Genomic DNA, 18,194 nt, shown 5'->3' with positions numbered 1-18,194 from the left:
CCCCGCGGCAGGCGTCGCCCCCCGGGCGCGCGGGGAACTGCGCGCTCAGCCCCCACCGGGGCAGCGGGTGGAAGGCCACCGCACGTAGCACTCACCCAGAGACAGCGGCGCCCACCGCAAACGGCGCGCACCTCCGCACGGGGGTGAGGGGGGGTTCCGCGTGTGCACCCCGCAGGGGGTTGGCGGGGACGCGATTAGGATGGGCGCATGGCGAAGACCGGCACCACGACGCAGGGCCTGCGGACGGCGATCGAACGCAGTGGCTACTACCCGACGCTCGTGTCGGAGGCCGTGGAGGCCGCGGTCGGGCAGGAACCGGTCGCGTCGTATCTGGTGCACCAGGAGACGACGTTCGACGCGAACGAGGTGCGCCGGCACGTCACCGTGCTGGTACTGACCGAGGGCCGCTTCATCGTCAGCCACACCGACGAGCAGGCCGCCGACGACACCTCGCCGACGCCGTACGCCACGACGTCGACCGAGTCGGTGAAGATCGGCCGGATCTCCTCGGTCGTGGTGAGCCGGGTCGTGGCGAACCCGGAGTCGTACAAACCGGGCACGCTGCCCCGCGAGGTCGTGCTGACGATCGGCTGGGGCGCCGTCTCGCGGCTCGACCTGGAGCCGGCCGCCTGCGGCGACCCGAACTGCGAGGCCGACCACGGCTACACCGGCTCGTCCACCGCCGACGACCTGTCGCTGCGGGTGAGCGAGGCGGGCGACGGGCCCGACACCGTACGGCAGACCCTGGCCTTCGCGCAGGCGCTCTCCGAGGCGACCGCGGCCGTCGACTGATGGGCCATCCGTTCCACGGCGGCGCCGACCCGGTGCCGCTCGACCTGAGCACCGCTCCCGTGCCCGGCTACGGCACCGCCGCGCTGTGCGATGTGATCCCCGCCGCGGTGGCGTCCTTCGGCATCCCCGGCATGCCCGCGACCGGGCTCGACCTGGTCCCCGCCGACCGGGTGTGCGTCTTCCTGGTCGACAGCCTCGGCTGGGAGCTGATCGGGCGGCACCCGCAGGAGGCGCCCTATCTGTGCTCGCTGCTGCCCACGTCGACGGGCGGCACCGGCCGTCCGCTGACCGCGGGATTCCCCGCGACGACCGCGACCTCGCTGGCCTCGGTCGGCACCGGGCTGCCGCCCGGCGCGCACGGGCTGGCCGGCTACACCACGCTCAACCCGGACACCGGCGCGCTGATGAACCAGCTGCGCTGGCAGCCCTGGACGTCGCCCGCGGCCTGGCAGCCGCACCCCACGGTCTTCCAGCTGGCGGACGCCGCCGGGATCGCGACCTGCCAGGTGTCCTCGCCGGCCTTCCAGAACACCCCGCTGACCAAGGTGGCGCTGTCCGGCGGCGTCTTCCACGGGCGGCTGACCGGCGAGGAGCGCATCGACCTGGCCGCGGACCGGCTCGGCGCGGCGGACCGGACGCTGGTCTACACGTACTACAGCGAGCTGGACGCCATGGGCCACCGGCACGGTGTGGACTCCGACGCGTGGCGCGGGCAGCTGATGATGGTGGACCGGCTGGCGCAGCGGCTGGCCGAGCAGCTGCCGCCGCGCTCGGTGCTCTATGTCACCGCCGACCACGGCATGATCGACATCCCCTTCGACGAGGACTCGCGGATCGACTTCGACGAGGACTGGGAGCTGCGGGCCGGCGTCGCGGTGCTCGGCGGCGAGGGCCGGGCCCGGCATGTCTACGCGGTGCCCGGCGCCGCGGCCGACGTGCACGCGGTGTGGAGCGAGGTGCTGGGGGACCGCATGTGGGTGGCGACCCGGGACGAGGCGGTCGCCGCGGGCTGGTTCGGGCCCGACCCGGAGCCGCGGGTGCTCGCCAGGATCGGCGACGTCGTCGCCGCAGCGAGCGACGACATCGCGATCGTGGCCACCCGCACCGAGCCGGGGGAGTCCCGGATGACCGGGCTGCACGGCTCGATGACCTCCGTCGAACAACTCGTGCCGCTGCTCGAAGTACGCTCCTGACCGTCGTCGTCCCCCCACGTCCCCCATCGAAAGGCCGCCGTCCCACCCATGCCCGAGCTGGTCTTCTTCTCCGGAACGATGGACTGCGGCAAGAGCACGCTCGCCCTGCAGATCGTCCACAACCGCACCTCCCGCGGCCTGCAGGCGGTGATCTTCACCCGGGATGACCGGGCGGGCGAGGGCAAGCTGTCGTCCCGGCTCGGCCTGGTCACCGACGCGGTCGAGGTCACCGACGGCATGGACCTCTACGGTCATCTGGTCGGGCTGATAAGCCGCGGCGGCCGGGTGGACTACGCGGTCGTGGACGAGGCGCAGTTCCTGGCGCCCGACCAGATCGACCAGTTGGCCCGCGCGGTGGACGATCTCGACCTGGACGTCTACGCGTTCGGTATCACCACCGACTTCCGCACCCGGCTCTTCCCCGGCTCCCAGCGGCTGATCGAACTCGCCGACCGCGTCGAGGCGCTCCAGGTCGAGGCGCTGTGCTGGTGCGGTGCGCGGGCCACTCACAACGCCCGCACCGTCGGCGGGGTGATGGTCGTGGAGGGCGCGCAGGTGGTGATCGGGGACGTCGACGACCTGTCGGCCGAGGTGGGCTACGAGGTGCTGTGCCGCCGCCACCACCGGCGCAGGACGACCAGCGCGAGCGCGGGCGCGGCGGCGCTGTCGCCCGATGTGCTGCCGGTGACGCAGTCATGACGAAGGACGGGGTGGCCGCCTGAATCAGGCGGCCACCCCGTCCTTCGGCCGGTCAGCCCGCCGACGCCGGGCCGAATCTGGCGACGACCGTACGGTCCGCCGTCACCGGCACGGAGAGCGTCGGCGCGGCGCCGCCGGTGTCGGCGCCGTCCAGCGTCCAGCCGAGCAGCCGGAAGCCGCGCGCCGGAAGCGCGGTGGCGGTCACCGTGTCGCCCTTCTCGTAGCGGCCGGGCTCGGTGGCGTTGCCGGTGATACGGACGCTGCCGCCGGTCGCCGGGTCCGCGCCCGCCGTCACGGACTGCTGCGTCATGTTGATCGCCATGATCCCGTACAGCTTCGCGGGACCGGCCGACGTCGTGCCGTTGTAGCGCAGCACGTTGAGCGCCTCGACCGAGGCGGACGCGCCCGCCGCGACCGTGTGGCCGCCGTCGCCGAGGTTGTCCGTGCCCAGGTTGAAGGCGTGGACGTCACCGGAGTCGACCACCAGGCCGTTGTGCATGCCGTAGCCGAAGACGTCGAGGACCGTCAGGCCGCGGGCGCCGTCGACGTGCACCAGGTCGGTGCGCTTGCGGGTCCAGCCGTCGATGGTCTGCGGGAAGACGTCGCCGTCCAGGCCCCAGTCCGGGATGCCGAAGCCGACCCGGTTCACCGAATTGCCGTTGGTCAGGACGCCCTCGATCGAGCCGCCGTCGCCGCGGCCCACCGAGATGCCCCGGTTGAGGAAGCCGCCGGTGAGCTTGCGGACGACGAAGCCGTCGTTGCGGTGCGCGGCCAGGTCCACGCCGTTCCAGGCGTTGGTCAGGCCGACGTCGACGACGTAGGTGCCGCGGCCCGCGCCGCGGATGTCGTAGGGGTAGGGGACGTAGCCGGTGGCCGGGTTGTTCTCCGGGTGGAAGACCCGCAGCCCGCGCACCCCTGCGCCGTTGCCGTCCAGGGTGACGAAGGCGGTGGCCGTGTCGGCGTCGGGCGCGTTCCTGCCCTCGTACGCGAACAGGACGGTGCCGGCGCTCGCGCCGCTCAGGTCGCGGTTCGGGGAGGCGGCGGCGCCGCGCAGCTCCACCCCGGCGGGCACCCGCAGATGGCCGGCCACGCGGTACCAGCCCGCGGGCAGGTAGACCAGGCCGCCGCCCTGCCGGCCCGCCCGGTCCAGGACCTGCTGGATCGCCCCGGTGGCGTCGGCGGCCGGCTGGTAGCCGATGCCGTGCGGTGCCGCGCTCGCGACGTAGAGGACCGCCCGCTCGGGCGCCGGTGTGCTCGGCGGGCCGTCGTAGGACGGCACCCTGCCGGGGAGTTCGACCACGGTGCCGGTGGTGGGGCCGGTCAGGGTGGTGCCGGTGACCTTCACGTAGCCGGCCGAGGCGTTGCGCACCGAGGCGGTGCTGCCCTGGAGGGTGCTGTCGCCCAGCGTCATGCCCCAGCGGCTGTCGATGTCGTCCACCTGGAGGGCGACATCGGTCCGCAGCACCCTGGTCTGTACGAAGGCGCCGACGAAGGACGCGCGCTGGCCCTTCACCACCTGTATGCCGGTGCGGTAGTCCGACAGCGTGATCCGGGAGAACTGGTCCCACTCCAGGTCGCCGAGTACGAATCCGGTGCCGTTGGCGCGGGTCCAGCGGTCGAGCACGGCCCGCTTCGGCGGGTGGAAGGCGGCCGGCGCCTGCGCCCAGTAGGAGTTGGAGAAGGTCATGTCCTGCCAGGTGCCGACGTCGGCGCCGTTGTAGGCGCGGGCGCCCTCGGCCAGCACCGTGCCCTTGATGTCGGAGAGCGTCGCCGACTCGTGGACCTGGCCCTGCACGGCGGGTTCACCGCGGTCGCTGGCCAGCGTCGAGACGCCGACACCCTTGTAGGAGTCGAGCATCGTGACATGCGCGACCGTGGACATCATGTAGTTCTGGTCGCCCTGCCAGGCCCGGCCGGGGATCTCGAAGGTGTAGTTGTACGGCACCGGGCGGGTGGCGCTCTGGTTCGGGTAGTAGGTGGTCAGGCCCTGGACCGAGGCGCTGCCGCCGACCCGGAAGAGCACCGGGCCGTCGGCGCCGGGCGGCAGGTCCGCGCGGATCAGCGTCCCGTAGCCGCCCTTGCCGCGGTCGGGGTCGCGCCGGTCGCCGCGCAGCGAGCAGAAGGCCGGGATCTCCACGGTGGTGGTGACGCGGTAGGTGCCCGCGCCCAGCCACACCGTGCCGCCGCCCGCGTCCTGGCAGTCGTACAGCGCGGACTGCACGGCGGCGGTGGCGTCCCTGCGCCCGGTGGCGTCGGCGCCGTAGTCGCGGACGTCGAAGTCGGCGACCACCGGGCCGTCGGCCGGGTAGCGGGTGGCGACCAGCTTCGGGTGCCCGGTGACGACCCGCTGGTCGTGGATCTCCAGCTCGGCGAGGCCGACCTTCGTGGCGCCCGCGGAATAGCCGTGGACCGCCAGCCGTACCCAGCGGGCGGTCGTCGCGGGGAAGGCGGTGCTGAAGACCGCGCCGGGTCCTGTGCTGCCGGTGCGGCCCGCGTCGGTGAAGTGCCTGCCGTCGCGGGAGACCTGGACGGTGTAGTCGGCGGAGAAGGCGCCGGTCCAGCTGGCCTGGACCTCGGTGAAGCGCTTGGCGGCGCCCAGGTCCACGGTGAAGGTCTCGCCCTTGCCTGCGTCGCCGCTGACCCACGCGGTGCCGCCGTTGCCGTCGATCGCCGCGGCCGGGGACGACCCGGCGGCGGTGGACGAGGCGGTGGCGGTGCCGGTGTGGGCCAGGTCGGTGTTCACCGCGGCGGCGTGGAAGGCGTCGAGCGCGGCGGCCAGCGCGTGGAAGGCGGTACGCGCCTGCACGTCGGTGACACCGGTGCCGTTCGCGACGGCGCGGGCCGCGTCGGCGGCCTGCTTGAGCGTGTCCTTGGCGCCCGCCGGGTACTGCCCGTCGCGGGTACCCTCGCGGGCCGCCGCGTAGGCGGTGTCGGCCTGCGCGACCAGCTGCCTGAGGCCGGTCGTCGGGTCGAGCGCGGTCGGCAGCGCGGTCACCGAGACCCGGGCGGCCTTGAGTTCGCCGGCGCCGCCGCCGGTGGTGATCCGGAAGTCCGAGCCGTTGGAGCGGTTGGTGAGGATCGCGTCGTCCAGCAGGAAGGTGTGGGTCCTCCAGGTCCCCGAGTCGCCGTAGGTGAAGAGCGGCGACTGCTTGAACATCTGCGGGATGGTGTCGCCCGGGGAGTCGTATTCGAGCTGGATCGAGCCGTTGCCGCTGTCGAAGTAGTCGATGCTGACGGCGACCGGGTCGTGGTTGTCGTAAAGCGTGCCGTCGTCCACGTTCATGTAGAAGAAGCCGGTCTCGGCGCCCGGGGTGCCGCGGTCGGTGCCCCAGTAACCGCGGCCGTCCTGCACGCCGGTGACCAGGTGGGTGTCGTTGTCGCCGGCCCTGGGGGTGACGCCGTGCGTGTCGACGGCGGTGCCGAGGTTCACCGACAGGCCCGCGGCCACCCGGATCGCGGCGACCGTGACGTCGGCGGGGGCGTCGCCCTGGACGCCGGATATCCGCAGCTGGCGGCCCGCGGAGAAGTCCGCGGGAATCGAGAACGCCTCGGTCTTGAAGGCCCCCGAGCCGCCGAGCGCGGCGCTGCCCAGCACCTCGCCCGCGCCCCGGGTCAGCCGCAGGGCGCCGCTGCCCGCGTCCTGGTAGGTGACGGCGACGGTCAGCTGATCGGCCGTCACCGCACCGGTGTACTCCTGGTCGAGGTCGAACGCCAGATAGCCGGTGCCGGCCGCGACATCGGTGCGCCAGTACGGCGTACCGTCCTGCGTCCCGGTCCGCAGGCCGCCGGCGTCGTCCCCGGCGGTGGCGGTCAGCCCGAGGGTGAAGGGCCGCGGGCCGAGGTCGGCGCCGACCCCGAGCGGATAGAGCGAGGGCGCGGCGGCCGACGCCGGGAGCGACGCTGGCAGCAGCAGCGCGACGGCCGTGAGCAGCAGCAGGGCGGGCGCGCGCAGCAGCGCCCTGATACGCGTACGTCTGGGTGGCACGGACAACCTCCGAGGATCACGATGGGGCGTGCGGGTCAGGGGTCGTGCGGATGGTGCCCGCCTGCTTCCCGACGGGCGCAGGCGCGGGGGCCGCCGCCGCCCCCGTCCGCCGCGGAGCGGGCCGGGGGCGGCGCGGTACCGGCCGTGCCGGGTGTCAGGACCGGCGCAGCCGGAGCGTCAGGATCTGGAAGGGCCGCAGGGCGAGCGGGAAGGCGCCGCCGGTGTCCGCGTCGAGCCGGTCCACCGGGTTCTCCAGCAGATCGGTGATCTCCGCGCCGGCCACCGCGAAGTCGGTACGCAGCGATCCGCGGGCCGTACCGCCGCGCGACTCGTACAGCCGCACCACGACGTCGCCCGACCGGTCGTCGGCGAGCTTGACGGTCTCCACGGTGATGTCCGGGTTGTCCACGCCGATCAGCGGGGCCCCGCCGGCCGGCGCGGCGCCCGCGGGACGCAGCGGCAGGTTGAGCGCGTAGCCCGCCGCGACGGCGTCGCCGATGTCGGCGCCGACCACCAGCGCGTAGCTGAACCGGTGCCGGCCGCGGTCGGCCTGCGGGTCGGGGCTGTGCGGGGAGCGCAGCAGCGACAGGCGCAGGGTGGTCGTGGTGCCGCCGTCGTCGCGGGACTGCCGGGACACATCGTGGCCGTAGGTGGAGTCGTTGACGACCGCCGCGCCCCAGCCGTGCTCGCCGATGTGCACCCAGCGGTGCGCCCACAGCTCGAAACGGGCCGCGTCCCAGCTGGTGTTCTCGTGGGTGGGGCGGCGCACATGCCCGAACTGGATCTCCGCGCTCTCGGTGTCGGCGTGCACATCGACCGGCCAGGCGGCCTTGAGGAGGGTGTCGCGCTCCTGCCAGTCGATATCGGTCCTGACCGTCAGCCGGTCGCTGCCCGCGGTCAGCTCCAAATGCTGCACCAGGTGCGAGGCGCCGAAGGCCCGCTCCACCCGGACGGCGGCCAGCAGCGGCCCCGGCTCGGTCAGCTCCACCGACACCGCCTCGGTGAGGTCCCTGACGGTGTCCCGGTAGTAGCCGTCGATGTTCCAGGCGCTCCACAGGTTCGGGTCGTCGGGGTGCAGTTGCAGCAGATTGCCCGCGGTGCCGGGGGCGATGGCCTCCCGGCCGGCCCGCAGGTCCACGGCGGAGCGCACCAGGCCGTCGGCGTCGATCCGTACCCGCAGCACCCCGTTGTCCAGCACGGTCGTGCCGTCCTCGGTGCTCGCGGTGACCGGCGGCAGCCCGCAGGCCACGGCCCGGCCGGTGCCCAGCGCCGGCGCCTCCACCAGCACGGCCCGCCGCCCGTCGGAGAGCGGCTGGCCCTCCTGCGGCCCCGGTCCGGCCGGCAGTACGGTCACCTCGCGGCGCGCGTAGGGCCCGGCGTTGAAGAAGGCCAGGCCCTCGCCGCCGTCCAGCGCGGTGCCGATCACCTCGGCCAGCTCCGCCTGGAGCTCGGCGTGCACCGCCTCGGCCTCCTGGTGCACCCAGGCGATCGAGGAGCCCGGCAGGATGTCGTGGAACTGGTGCAGCAGCACCCGCTGCCAGATCGACTCCAGACGCTCGTACGGGTAGGGCGTCCCGCCGCGCAGTGCCGCGGCCACCGACCACAGCTCGGCCTCCCGCAGCAGCGCCTCGGCCCGCCGGTTGCCGCGTTTGGTGCGGGCCTGGCTGGTGTACGTACCGCGGTGGTTCTCCAGGTACAGCTCGCCGCGCCAGACCGGCAGCCGGTCGTACTCGGCGCGGGCCGCAGCGAAGAAGTCCGCGGGGTCGCCGACCTCGACCCGGGTGGAGCCTTCGAGGTCGCGCAGCCTGCGGGCCTTCTCCAGCATCTCCCGGGTGGGGCCGCCGCCGCCGTCGCCGAAGCCGAAGGGGGCCAGCGAGCGGGTCGCGGCGCCCTTGTCGGCGAAGTTGCTCTCCGCGTGCGCCAGTTCGGCGCCGGTCAGGCTGGCGTTGTAGGTGTCGACCGGCGGGAAGTGGGTGAAGATCCTGGTGCCGTCGATGCCCTCCCAGTCGAAGGTGTGGTGCGGCAGCCGGTTGGTCTCGTTCCACGACAGCTTCTGGGTGAGGAACCAGCTCGCCCCGGCCAGCTTCGCCAGCTGCGGGTAGGCGGCGGTGTAGCCGAAGGAGTCCGGCAGCCACACCCCCTCCTGCGCGATGCCGAACTCCTCGGCGAAGAAGCGCCGGCCGAGGATCAGCTGCCGGGCCAGCGCCTCACCGCCGGGCAGGTTGCCGTCGGCCTCCACCCACATACCGCCGACCGGCGCCCAGTTGCCCTCGGTGACGGCCTTCTTGATCCGCTCGAAGATCTCCGGGCGGCGCTCCTTGATCCAGGCGTACTGCTGCGCGGAGGAGCAGGCGAAGACCAGCTCCGGATACTCCTCGGCGAGCGTCGTCATATTGGTGAAGGTGCGCGCGCACTTGCGCACGGTCTCCCGGATCGGCCACAGCCACGCCGAGTCGATGTGCGCGTGGCCCACCGCGGTGACGGTGTGCGCGGAGGCGTACGCGGGCCTGGACAGGACGTCGGCGAGCAGGCCGCGGGCGGCGGGCGCGGTGCCCGCCACGTCCTTGACGTCGACCGCGTCGATCGCGCGGGCCAGTGCGCGCAGGATCTCGTGCCGGCGCGAACCGTCCGCGGGCAGCTGCCGCATCAGCTCGTCCAGCACCTCCATGTCGTGCAGCAGGTGCCACACCGCGTTCTCGCGCACCGCGATGTGCGCGGCCCGCAGCCGGTACAGGTGGGCGGTGCCCGCGGTCTCCCTGGACCCGAAGTGGGTGCCGACCGACTTCGCGCCCTCGATCATCGGGTTGGCGGCCAGCTCCACCAGCAGGTCCACCGGCTCCCCGCCAGCCGCCGGTTGGGCGAGCAGCACACTGCGGTGGTGCGGGTGCAGACCCTGGAGCGGGGAGCCGGCGCCGTCGTGCACGAAGCCCTCGGCCTGTCCGCCGGGACCCATCGACAGGTCGAAGCCCAGGTCGAAGACCGCCTCGACGCGCCGACCCGCCCATTGCGGCGGGATGCGGCCGGTGACCTTGAGCCAGCTGGTCGACCAGGCGCCGCCCCAGGTGTCGCCGATCGCCATGGGGGAGTAGTCCGCGCTCAGGGCGTCGGCCACCGGGACGGGCTCGCCGGGGACGTGCCACACGGCCAGGCCGAGGTCCGCGGTGTCCCCGTAGAGGGCGGGCCTGACCACCTGGGCCAGGAATTTGGTGATCCGCTCTTGGACGATGTGCCGGTCGTCATGCACTGATGTGCTCTTTCTGCCGGGGTGGGTTCCGCCAGGTGCGCCGGGGGACGAACCCCAGCAGATCGGTGCAGGCGGTCGTGTCGAACAGGGTGCCGTGCCCGGTGACCGAGGGCGGTACGGGCACCCCGGGGTGGTGGGCGGCCATCAGCTCCGCGGACGGCACGGTGGACGTGGTGTCGGCCGCGGTGACGTTGACGACCCGGGAGCCGCGGCTGTCGCCCTCGACCGCCAGCCGGATCGCCCGCGCCGCGTCGAGGGTGTGCAGCCAGCCCCACAGGTCGTGCCGCTGCGCGGCGGGGTCGGCGGCGCAGGCGGCGAGGAAGTGGCCGAGCCGGTCGCCGGTGCCGGTGAAGGGGAAGCGCATGCACACCGCGTCGAGGCCCCAGCGCCGGTGCGCCGCCGCCGCGATCTCCTCAAGGACCACCTTGGACAGCCCGTAGGGGTCGCGGACCAGGCTCGGATGCGCCTCGTCCAGCGGTACGTACGCCGGTGAGACCGGGACCGGCGACCAGGCGAGGCCGGCCGCCGCCATGCTGGAGGCGGCCACCACCCGGCGCACCCCGGCCGCGCCCGCCTCGTCGAAGACCCGGTGCGCGGTGAGGCAGTTGGCGGCGAACAGCGCGCTGCGGTCGTCCACGTTGGGGTGCGGGATCGCCCCGAGGTGGACCACCGCCTCGGCGCCGTCCATCGCCTTGCGCACCAGGTCCGGGTCCTGGAGGTCGCCGGTGTGCACCCGTTCGGCCCGCGGTTCCCCGACCGGCACCAGGTCGGTCAGCACCAATTGGTGCCCGGCCGCGAGGAGTTCGTCGGTGACATGGCCGCCGATGTGCCCGGCGGCCCCGGTGACGAGGATCCGCATCAGCCCTTCACCGCCCCGACCAGGCCGTTGACGAAGTAGCGCTGCAGGCTCAGGAAGAGCAGGATCACCGGCACCACCACGATCAGCGCGCCGGCCATCAGGTTGTTGTAGTGCGGCACGTTCTCCGACGCGAGCGTCTGCAGGCCCAGCGGCAGGGTGTAGGTGCTCTCGTTGTTCAGCGACACCCTGGTCAGCAGGTACTCGTTCCAGGTCGGGATCGCGGTGATCAGCGCCACCGTGATCAGCGCGGGCCGGGTCAGCGGCAGGTAGATGCGGGTGAAGATGTGGAATTCGCCTGCGCCGTCCACCCGCGCCGACTCCCGCAGCTCCTTGGGCACCGAGGTGAAGGCACCGGTCATCAGCAGCACCGACAGCGGCGCCCCGCCGTTGACGAAAGGCAGCACCAGGCCCATATGGGTGCCCAGGATGCCCATCTTGTCCTCCAGCAGCACGATCGGCAGCATCACCGTGACACCGGGGACGAAGAGCAGCGCCACGAAGAGCTTCTGCAGCGCTCCGCGGCCGGGGAAGTCCAGCACCGCGAAGGCGTAGCCGGCGGCCGCGTAGACCACCAGTGTCAGCACCACGGTCAGCGCGGAGACTTCGAGGCTGTTCATGAAGTAGCGGAAGAAGTGCAGCTGGTTCCAGGTGTCGGCCAGCGTGTCGAACGTGGGGTGGTGCGGGATCAGATGGCCGCCGCGCACCACCTCGACCTGGTCCTTGAAGGCGGCCGAGACCATCCACAGGAAGGGGTAGATGCTGATCACGCCGTAGAGTGCGAGCAGCGCGCCGACCAGTACCCGGGCGCTGATCCTGCGGGCGCGCACCGCTCCGGTGCCGGGCGGGCCGGGCCTGCGCGGGGGCCGGGAGGCGAAGGGAATCGTTGTCATGTCTTGCTCCGCATGACTCGCAGGTTGATCAGCGCGATGACCAGCGCGGCGGCGAAGAGGATCCAGCCGAGCGCACTGGCCAGACCGAGGGTCGGCGCGAGGTCCTTGAGGAAGGCCAGCCGGTAGGCCTCAAGGCCGAGCACGTTGGTGTGGTCGCCGGGGCCGCCGTTGGTCATCACCAGGAAGGTCTGGAAGCCCTGCAGCGAGTCGCGCAGGTTCAGCAGCACCACGATCGAGGTGATCGGCCGCACCAGCGGCCACACCACCGAGACATTGGTACGCCACCATCCGGCGCCGTCCAGCTGCGAGGCTTCCAGCACACTGCGGTCGATGCCCTGCAGGCCGGTCAGGTACAGCAGCATCGCCACCGGCACCGCGCCCCACACGGTGACCACGATCATGGTGGGCAGCGCGGTGTGCGGATTGCCGAGCCAGCCCTGCGGCTGGGACAGCGAGCCCATGCCGAGGCTGCCGAGCACGGTGTTGACCGCGCCGTCCGGCTGGAGGATGTACTGCCAGGCGAAGAACACCGCGACGCCGCTGGTCACGTACGGCACGAAGTAGACCGAGCGCAGCACGCCCTGCATCCGCTTGGCCGAGTTGAGCAGCACCGCCAGCGGGAAGGACACCAGCACGGTCAGCAGCGGGACGGCGATCATCACGTACAGCGTGTGCACGGCCGCGTGGTGCAGCCGCGGGGCGTAGGCCGGGTTCTGCCAGAGCAGGTCCTTGTAGTTCTGCACGCCCACCCAGGTCCAGTGCGGCGCGAAGCCGTTCCAGCGGGCGAAGCTCAGCAGGAAGCCGTATCCCACGGTGTACAGGCCCATGACCGCGAAGAGGATCACGGCGGGGGCGACGAACAGGTAACCGGAGACTGCCTCGTAGGTGCGGCGGCGCGGGACGCGCCGGCCGCTTCCGGGGCCGGCCGCGCCGCCCGGCCGGGGAGCGGGTCCCCGGCCGGCGGCGGCCGTCTCCGTCAGTGCGGGACGGGGTGCGGTGGTCACTTGGCCGTCGCCCAGAAGGAGTTCTCCAGCTTGGCCATGGCCTTGCCGGTGGCGTCCACGCTCTTCTGCTTGAGCGGGGTCAGGTCGGCCAGGATCTCCGCCATCGAGTCCTGGTCGTAGTTGCCGGGCCGGAAGTCGTTCAGGCTCGGGTCGTACGTGGTCTCAGGGGTGCCGGCGAAGGCCTTGGTCATGTCGGCGAGCGTCGCGCCCATCACCGAGGCGGCGTCCGCGCCGAGTTCGGTGGACGGCACCTCGGTGGCGTCCTTGGCGAACTGCGAGGCGACGGAGGGCTGGGCCAGGAACTTCATCCACTTCTCGGCGTTCTTCGGGTGACTGCTGGTGGCCGAGACCGTCAGGCCGGTGAGCGCCAGCGGACCGAGGGCCGGCTTGGGCACGGCGCCGCCCTGCGGGCCGGGGATGCCGAAGGCCATCACGTCGTCGGGGTTCATGCCGTTCTGCTCCAGGAAGGCCAGCGTGAAGGTGCCGCCGATGTCCCAGGCGGACTTGCCCTGCGCGAAGGCCTGGTCGGCCGCGTCGATGTCCAGGCTCTGGGTGCCGGGCATCCAGTAAGGCTGGAGCTGCGCGTACTGGCCGAGCACCTTCCGGCCGTTCGGCGAAGAGAAGTCGCCGGACGCGTCCTTGCCGAAGAGGGCGTGGTATCTGTCGGTGCCCAGCTCGCCGAAGGCCAGGGGCTGGAGCACCCAGGTCAGACCGGTGGCCTTGACCTTCAGGCCGAGGCTGACCCCGCCGTTCTTCGGGTCCTTGGCGGTGGTCGCCCTGAGGTCGGCGAGGAATTCCTCGTAGCTGGCCGGTGGCTTGGTGATGCCCGCGGCGGCCAGCGCCTTCTTGTTGCCCATCACGATGCCGAAGGTGCCCGAGGTCAGCGGGACGCTGAAGCGCTGGCCCTCGGTGACGCCGTGCGACTTGGAGTCGGCGGGCAGGGACTCCTTGTACTTGGCGGGGGTCACCGTGCCGGAGGTCTGGACGCCCTTCTGGTACAGGCCGCTCCAGTCGCTGCCGACCTCCTTCGATATGTCGCGGGCGATGCCGGTCGCGCCCAGGGCCAGATCCTCGCCGTCGGAGTGGACTTCGAGCACATCGGGCAGGTCGTGGGTCTTGGCGGCGGCCTGCACCTTGGTGGTGTAGGCGTCGTCGGGGCCGTAGGCCTGCACGGTGACCGTGATGCCGGTCTGCTTCTTGAACTCGGCGGCGGCGTTCTTCAGCGCCGCGACGTGCGACTGCTTGAAGGTCCACATGGTGAGCGACTTGGCGTCGCCCGATCCGGAGGAACCGCCGCCGCAGGCAGCCAGCGGGCTCAGCGACAGGGCCGTCGCCACAGCCACAGCGGCAAATCTGGTTCTCGGGGTAAAACGTGCGAATGGTGTGCGCATGGGCCCCTACCTAGGCTCCGGTCGTTCAGAAGACCGAATGACGTTGGAGTGACTGAACTTAGGGTCGTGTTTGGTATAGCGTCAAGACGCGCGCTGAGGTGAGATGGGCACAGCGCGGCCGTGAGGCGTCGGCGCGGGGAGCGGAGGATCAGTGGAATCGGTGGCAGAAGCGGCGCGCGGGCGGAAGCCCGAAGAGGTCAAGTCCGCGGCTCGGGTCCTGGAGGTGCTCGAACTGCTCGGGGTGCGGGGCGCGCGGCTCTCGCTCGCGGAGATGGCCGCGGCCATGGCCGTGCCCAAGAGCAGCCTGCACGCGATCCTGCGGACCATGGAGGCCCGCAGATGGGTCGATCTGGACCCCTCAGGCACGCGCTACGGCATCGGCCTCAAGGCGCTGCTGACGGGTACGGCCTACCTGGAGGGCGACGACGTCACCAGCCTCGCGGGGCCTGTGCTCGACGTGCTCGCGGAGGAGACCGGTGAGGCCGTGCACCTGGGCAGGCTGGACGGCAAGGATGTGGTCTACCTGGCCAAACGCGAGTCCAGGCACGCCCTTCGGATGTATTCGGCGGTCGGCCGCAGGCTGCCCGCGCACGCCACGGGACTGGGCAAGGCGGTGCTCTCGCAGTTCGACCACGCCGAGGTGCAGCGCCGGCTCGACTGGCCGCTGGAGCGGCTCACCCCCAGTACGGTCACCGACCCCGACGCCTTCCTCGCCCAGCTCGCCGAGACCCGGCTGCGCGGCTGGGCGGTGGACGACGGTGAGAACTCGGTCGACATCCGCTGTGTCGCGGTGCCGCTCGGCGGTGGCCAGGGCATGGACGCGATCAGCTGCTCCGCGCCCAAGAGCCGGATGGACGACGCCCGGCTCGAAGAGGTCGCGCAGGCCGTGACCGAGGCCGCGCACAGTCTGAGCACCCTGCTCAAACGCCTCGGACAGCACTGATCCTGACGCTCTGTTCCCCGGCCGGTCCTCATTTGTCATATGCATTGACAAACTCGGATCGGCCTCCTTACGTTCGGGAGTCAGTACGTTATTCCGCTATCTGTACGTGGGAGTCACCCATGGCCTTGCCTGATGCCGGCCTCGCGCCGCTCGCACCCGCACCCTGGGTCGAGGAGCGTGGTGCCACCGTCCGCATCACGGCCGTTCGCACGTTCCTGACAGCCCCGCACGGCTGTCCCCACCTCGTCGTCCGCGTCGAGACCAGCGACCCGGGACTCTACGGCCTCGGCTGCGCGAGCGACCCCCAGCGTACGCTCGCCGTCCGCTCGGTCCTCGACGACTACGTCGCCCCGCTGCTCGTCGGCCGCGACCCCGACGACATCGAGGACATCCACCGGCTGCTGCTCAACAGCGCCTACTGGCGCGGCGGCTCGATCACCGGCAACGCGCTCGGCGGCGTCGACGTCGCCCTGTGGGACCTCAAGGCCAAGCGCCTCGGGACGCCGCTGCACTCGCTGTTCGGCGGCCGGGTGCGCACCTTCGCCGAGGCCTACACCCATGTCGACGGCCGCGACGCGGCCGAGATCGCCGACAGGGTGCTGGCCGCCCGCGAACGCGGCTACCGGCACGTCAGGATCCAGGCCGCGGTCCCCGGCGCCGACACCTACGGCGCCGCGGGCGGCGGCACCGCCGATCCGGAGGCGGTACGCACCCGGCGCGCGCCCTGGGACAGCGCCGGCTATCTGCGGCACGTGCCCGCGGTGCTCACCCGGGTACGGGAGATCGTCGGCGACGGCGTCGAGCTGCTGCACGACGTGCACGAGCGGCTCGACCCGCGGCAGGCCAGGGAGTTCCTGCGGCGGATCGAGGACGCCGGGCTGTACTTCGTCGAGGACCTGCTCGCACCCGAGGACGCCGGGCACTTCAAGCGGCTGCACGACGCCTCGCCCGTACCGCTCGCGGTCGGCGAGCTCTTCCACGACCCGGCGCAGTTCACCGCCCTGCTGGCCGGGCCCGACATCGACTTCGCCCGGATCAGGGTGCCCACCCTCGGCGGACTGACCCCGGCGCGGAAGATCGCGGCGCTGTGCGAGCTGCGCGGCGTACGCCTGGCACCGCACGGCCCGGCCGACGTCAGCCCGGTCGCGCAGGCTGCGACCCTGGCGATGGACGTCTCCAGCCATGCCTTCGGGGTGCAGGAGGCAGCGGCCTTCAAGCCGGCCGTGCACGAGGTCTTCCCCGGCACGGTCACCGCCCGGGACGGCGGACTGCGCCCCAACGAGGCCCCCGGCCACGGCGTCGGCTTCGACGAGGCCGAGGCGAGGAAGTACCCCGTACCCGAACCGCTGGCCCACGACCGCTGGGCCCTGCTGCGCAACACCGATGGGAGCGTGCAACGCCCGTGACCGACCCGATTCGCAAGGCCCTTGTCGTCCGCGGCGGCTGGGAGGGGCATGCGCCGGTGGAGATCACCGACCTGTTCCTGCCCTTCCTCAAGGACCAGGGCTTCGCCGTCGAGATCTCCGACTCGCTCGACGTCTACGCCGACGCCGCGCTGCTGGCCGCGACCGATCTGGTCGTCCAGTGCTGGACGATGGGCGAGATCACCGCGGAGCAGAGCCGGGGCCTGGCCGACGCGGTCCGCGCCGGCACCGGCTTCGCCGGCTGGCACGGCGGGATCATCGACTCCTTCCGCGGCGACGTGGACTACCAGCGGCTGACCGGCGGCCAGTTCCTGATGCACCCGCCGGGCTTCGTGGACTACACCGTCCACCTGGCGCCCCCCGGCCACCGGATCACCGCGGGCCTGGCGGACTTCGCCGTGCACACCGAGCACTACTGGGTGGCCACCGACCCGGCCAACGAGGTTCTGGCCAGCACGGTCTTCCCGGCCGGCGGCGACCGGGCGCAGGATGTGGTGATGCCTCAGGTGTGGACCAGGACCTGTGGGGCGGGGCGGGTCTTCGTCTCCGCGATCGGCCACAAGGCCGACGACTTCGACGTGCCCGAGGTGCGGGCGATCACCGAGAGGGGACTGCTGTGGGCGAGCCGCTGAGGGTCGGCATGGTGGGTGCGGGCAAGATCAGCGGCCAGTACCTGGGCACCGTCGGCCGCCTCGACGGGCTGCGGCTGACCGCGGTCACCGACCTGGACCCCGCCCGCGCCAAGGAGGCGGCGGAGCAATCCGGCGCCCAGGTGGTGGGCGGCGTCGGGGAACTGGTTGCCAGGAACGATGTGGACGCGGTGCTCAACCTGACCGTCCCCGCCGTCCACGCCGAGGTCGCGCTGGCCGCGATCGCCGCGGGCAAGCACGTCTACGGCGAGAAGCCGCTGGCCACCACCCGCGCAGAGGCCACCGCCGTCCTGACCGCGGCGCGCACCGCGGGCGTACGCGTCGGCAGCGCCCCCGACACCGTGCTCGGCACCGGCACCCAGACCGCGCGCAAGGCGGTGGACGACGGGCTGATCGGCGTCCCGGTCGCGGCGACCGCCTTCATGACCACCGCGGGACACGAGGCCTGGCACCCCGACCCGGAGTTCTACTACCGGCCGGGCGGCGGCCCGCTGCTCGACATGGGGCCCTACTACCTGTCGGCGCTGGTGCACCTGCTCGGCCCGGTCGTCAAGGTCACCGGAGCCGCCGCCACCCCGCGCGCCGAGCGGGAGATCGGCAGCGGGCCGCGGGCCGGGCAGCGCTTCGCGGTCGAGGTCGACACCCATGTGACGGGCGTGCTGGAGCACGCGGGCGGCGCGCTGTCCACGCTGGTCATGAGCTTCGACATCCACGCCGCCCACCTGCCGCGGATCGAGGTGCACGGCACCGCCGGGTCGCTCGGAGTGCCCGACCCGAACGGCTTCGAGGGGCCGGTGGAGCTGTTCACCGCCGGGTCGTGGCAGCCGCTGCCGGTCTCGGCCGGCTACCGGGGCGCCGGGCGCGGCACCGGACTGGCCGACATGGCGGCGGCGGTGGCCGAGGACCGGCCGCACCTGGCGTCGGCCGAGGTCGCCGAGCACGTCCTCGACGTGATGCTCACCCTGCTCGACGCGGCGCACGAGGGCAGGGCGCTGCCGGTGGCGAGCAGCTGCGAGCGGCCCGCCCCGGTGCCGCTCACCGGCTGACCGCGGGACCCGGGAGGGGCGCGGCGGAGCACGGGGAGGCGGCGGAAAGAGCCGGTCATGGGGGCCGGATCTCT

At 72.6% G+C, this 18,194-nt stretch carries 13 protein-coding genes; 7 read left to right on the top strand and 6 right to left on the bottom strand.

Annotated elements, in window-relative coordinates; all coding sequences use genetic code 11:
* Nucleotides 1–207 precede the first annotated feature (207 nt).
* The 3 genes from V7E46_RS10190 to V7E46_RS10180 are packed head-to-tail and all read left to right on the top strand — an operon-like array spanning nucleotide 208 to nucleotide 2,684.
* The gene (locus tag V7E46_RS10190) at nucleotides 208–792 is read left to right on the top strand and encodes a DUF5998 family protein (protein ID WP_329173931.1); all 585 of its coding nucleotides are present in this window, start codon (nucleotides 208–210) and stop codon (nucleotides 790–792) included.
* Entirely contained in the window at nucleotides 792–1,985 is a 1,194-nt protein-coding gene (locus tag V7E46_RS10185) for an alkaline phosphatase family protein (protein ID WP_333768113.1), read from the top strand. The genes V7E46_RS10190 and V7E46_RS10185 overlap by 1 nt, the downstream gene beginning before the upstream one ends.
* 48 nt (nucleotides 1,986–2,033) lie before the next feature.
* Nucleotides 2,034–2,684, top strand: coding sequence for a thymidine kinase (locus tag V7E46_RS10180; RefSeq protein WP_329173927.1), 651 nt, complete (start codon nucleotides 2,034–2,036; stop codon nucleotides 2,682–2,684).
* A 52-nt stretch (nucleotides 2,685–2,736) separates the two neighbouring features.
* Here the strand turns inward: V7E46_RS10180 and V7E46_RS10175 are convergent, their stop codons facing one another.
* The 6 genes from V7E46_RS10175 to V7E46_RS10150 form a co-directional block, all read right to left on the bottom strand.
* Complete coding sequence (locus V7E46_RS10175) at nucleotides 2,737–6,669, bottom strand: discoidin domain-containing protein (protein WP_333768112.1); 3,933 nt, start codon at nucleotides 6,667–6,669, stop codon at nucleotides 2,737–2,739.
* A gap of 154 nt (nucleotides 6,670–6,823) precedes the next feature.
* Nucleotides 6,824–9,913, bottom strand: a complete 3,090-nt coding sequence (locus V7E46_RS10170) for an alpha-mannosidase (RefSeq protein WP_333768111.1) — start codon at nucleotides 9,911–9,913, stop codon at nucleotides 6,824–6,826.
* Nucleotides 9,906–10,772, bottom strand: coding sequence for an NAD-dependent epimerase/dehydratase family protein (locus V7E46_RS10165; protein ID WP_333768110.1), 867 nt, complete (start codon nucleotides 10,770–10,772; stop codon nucleotides 9,906–9,908). The genes V7E46_RS10170 and V7E46_RS10165 overlap by 8 nt, the downstream gene beginning before the upstream one ends.
* Nucleotides 10,772–11,662: a carbohydrate ABC transporter permease gene (locus V7E46_RS10160; protein ID WP_333768109.1), complete on the bottom strand. Its 891-nt coding sequence runs from the start codon at nucleotides 11,660–11,662 to the stop codon at nucleotides 10,772–10,774. The genes V7E46_RS10165 and V7E46_RS10160 overlap by 1 nt, the downstream gene beginning before the upstream one ends.
* Nucleotides 11,659–12,666 carry a carbohydrate ABC transporter permease gene (locus tag V7E46_RS10155; protein WP_333768108.1) on the bottom strand — a complete coding sequence of 336 codons (1,008 nt, stop codon included), beginning with the start codon at nucleotides 12,664–12,666 and terminating at the stop codon, nucleotides 11,659–11,661. The genes V7E46_RS10160 and V7E46_RS10155 overlap by 4 nt, the downstream gene beginning before the upstream one ends.
* Entirely contained in the window at nucleotides 12,663–14,009 is a 1,347-nt protein-coding gene (locus V7E46_RS10150) for an ABC transporter substrate-binding protein (RefSeq protein WP_333768107.1), read from the bottom strand. The genes V7E46_RS10155 and V7E46_RS10150 overlap by 4 nt, the downstream gene beginning before the upstream one ends.
* A gap of 208 nt (nucleotides 14,010–14,217) precedes the next feature.
* Here V7E46_RS10150 and V7E46_RS10145 point away from each other — a divergent pair, with 208 nt between their 5' ends.
* From V7E46_RS10145 to V7E46_RS10130, 4 genes are all read left to right on the top strand, one after another.
* Nucleotides 14,218–15,000, top strand: a complete 783-nt coding sequence (locus tag V7E46_RS10145) for an IclR family transcriptional regulator (protein ID WP_333768106.1) — start codon at nucleotides 14,218–14,220, stop codon at nucleotides 14,998–15,000.
* A 119-nt stretch (nucleotides 15,001–15,119) separates the two neighbouring features.
* Nucleotides 15,120–16,406, top strand: coding sequence for an enolase C-terminal domain-like protein (locus tag V7E46_RS10140; protein WP_333768105.1), 1,287 nt, complete (start codon nucleotides 15,120–15,122; stop codon nucleotides 16,404–16,406).
* Nucleotides 16,403–17,056 (top strand): ThuA domain-containing protein, encoded by a 654-nt coding sequence (locus V7E46_RS10135; protein ID WP_329173909.1) that lies wholly within the window; start codon nucleotides 16,403–16,405, stop codon nucleotides 17,054–17,056. The genes V7E46_RS10140 and V7E46_RS10135 overlap by 4 nt, the downstream gene beginning before the upstream one ends.
* A complete protein-coding gene (locus V7E46_RS10130) occupies nucleotides 17,041–18,120 on the top strand; it encodes a Gfo/Idh/MocA family protein (protein ID WP_333768104.1) in 1,080 nt (359 codons plus the stop codon). Before V7E46_RS10135 ends, V7E46_RS10130 begins: the two co-directional genes overlap by 16 nt.
* Nucleotides 18,121–18,194 lie beyond the last annotated feature (74 nt).

Origin of the sequence: Streptomyces sp. IBSBF 2435 (genome assembly GCF_036815005.1) — a bacterium.
GTDB lineage: Bacteria > Actinomycetota > Actinomycetes > Streptomycetales > Streptomycetaceae > Actinacidiphila.
This window is presented reverse-complemented; position numbering and strand designations above follow the sequence as displayed.

What these genes read in the sequence shown, in the direction of transcription:
- V7E46_RS10190 (WP_329173931.1), top strand. Translation starts at nt 208, where the DNA reads ATGGCGAAGACCGGCACCACGACGCAGGGCCTGCGGACGGCGATCGAA.
- V7E46_RS10185 (WP_333768113.1), top strand. Translation starts at nt 792, where the DNA reads ATGGGCCATCCGTTCCACGGCGGCGCCGACCCGGTGCCGCTCGACCTG.
- V7E46_RS10180 (WP_329173927.1), top strand. Translation starts at nt 2,034, where the DNA reads ATGCCCGAGCTGGTCTTCTTCTCCGGAACGATGGACTGCGGCAAGAGC.
- V7E46_RS10165 (WP_333768110.1), bottom strand. Translation starts at nt 10,772, where the DNA reads ATGCGGATCCTCGTCACCGGGGCCGCCGGGCACATCGGCGGCCATGTC.
- V7E46_RS10160 (WP_333768109.1), bottom strand. Translation starts at nt 11,662, where the DNA reads ATGACAACGATTCCCTTCGCCTCCCGGCCCCCGCGCAGGCCCGGCCCG.
- V7E46_RS10140 (WP_333768105.1), top strand. Translation starts at nt 15,120, where the DNA reads ATGGCCTTGCCTGATGCCGGCCTCGCGCCGCTCGCACCCGCACCCTGG.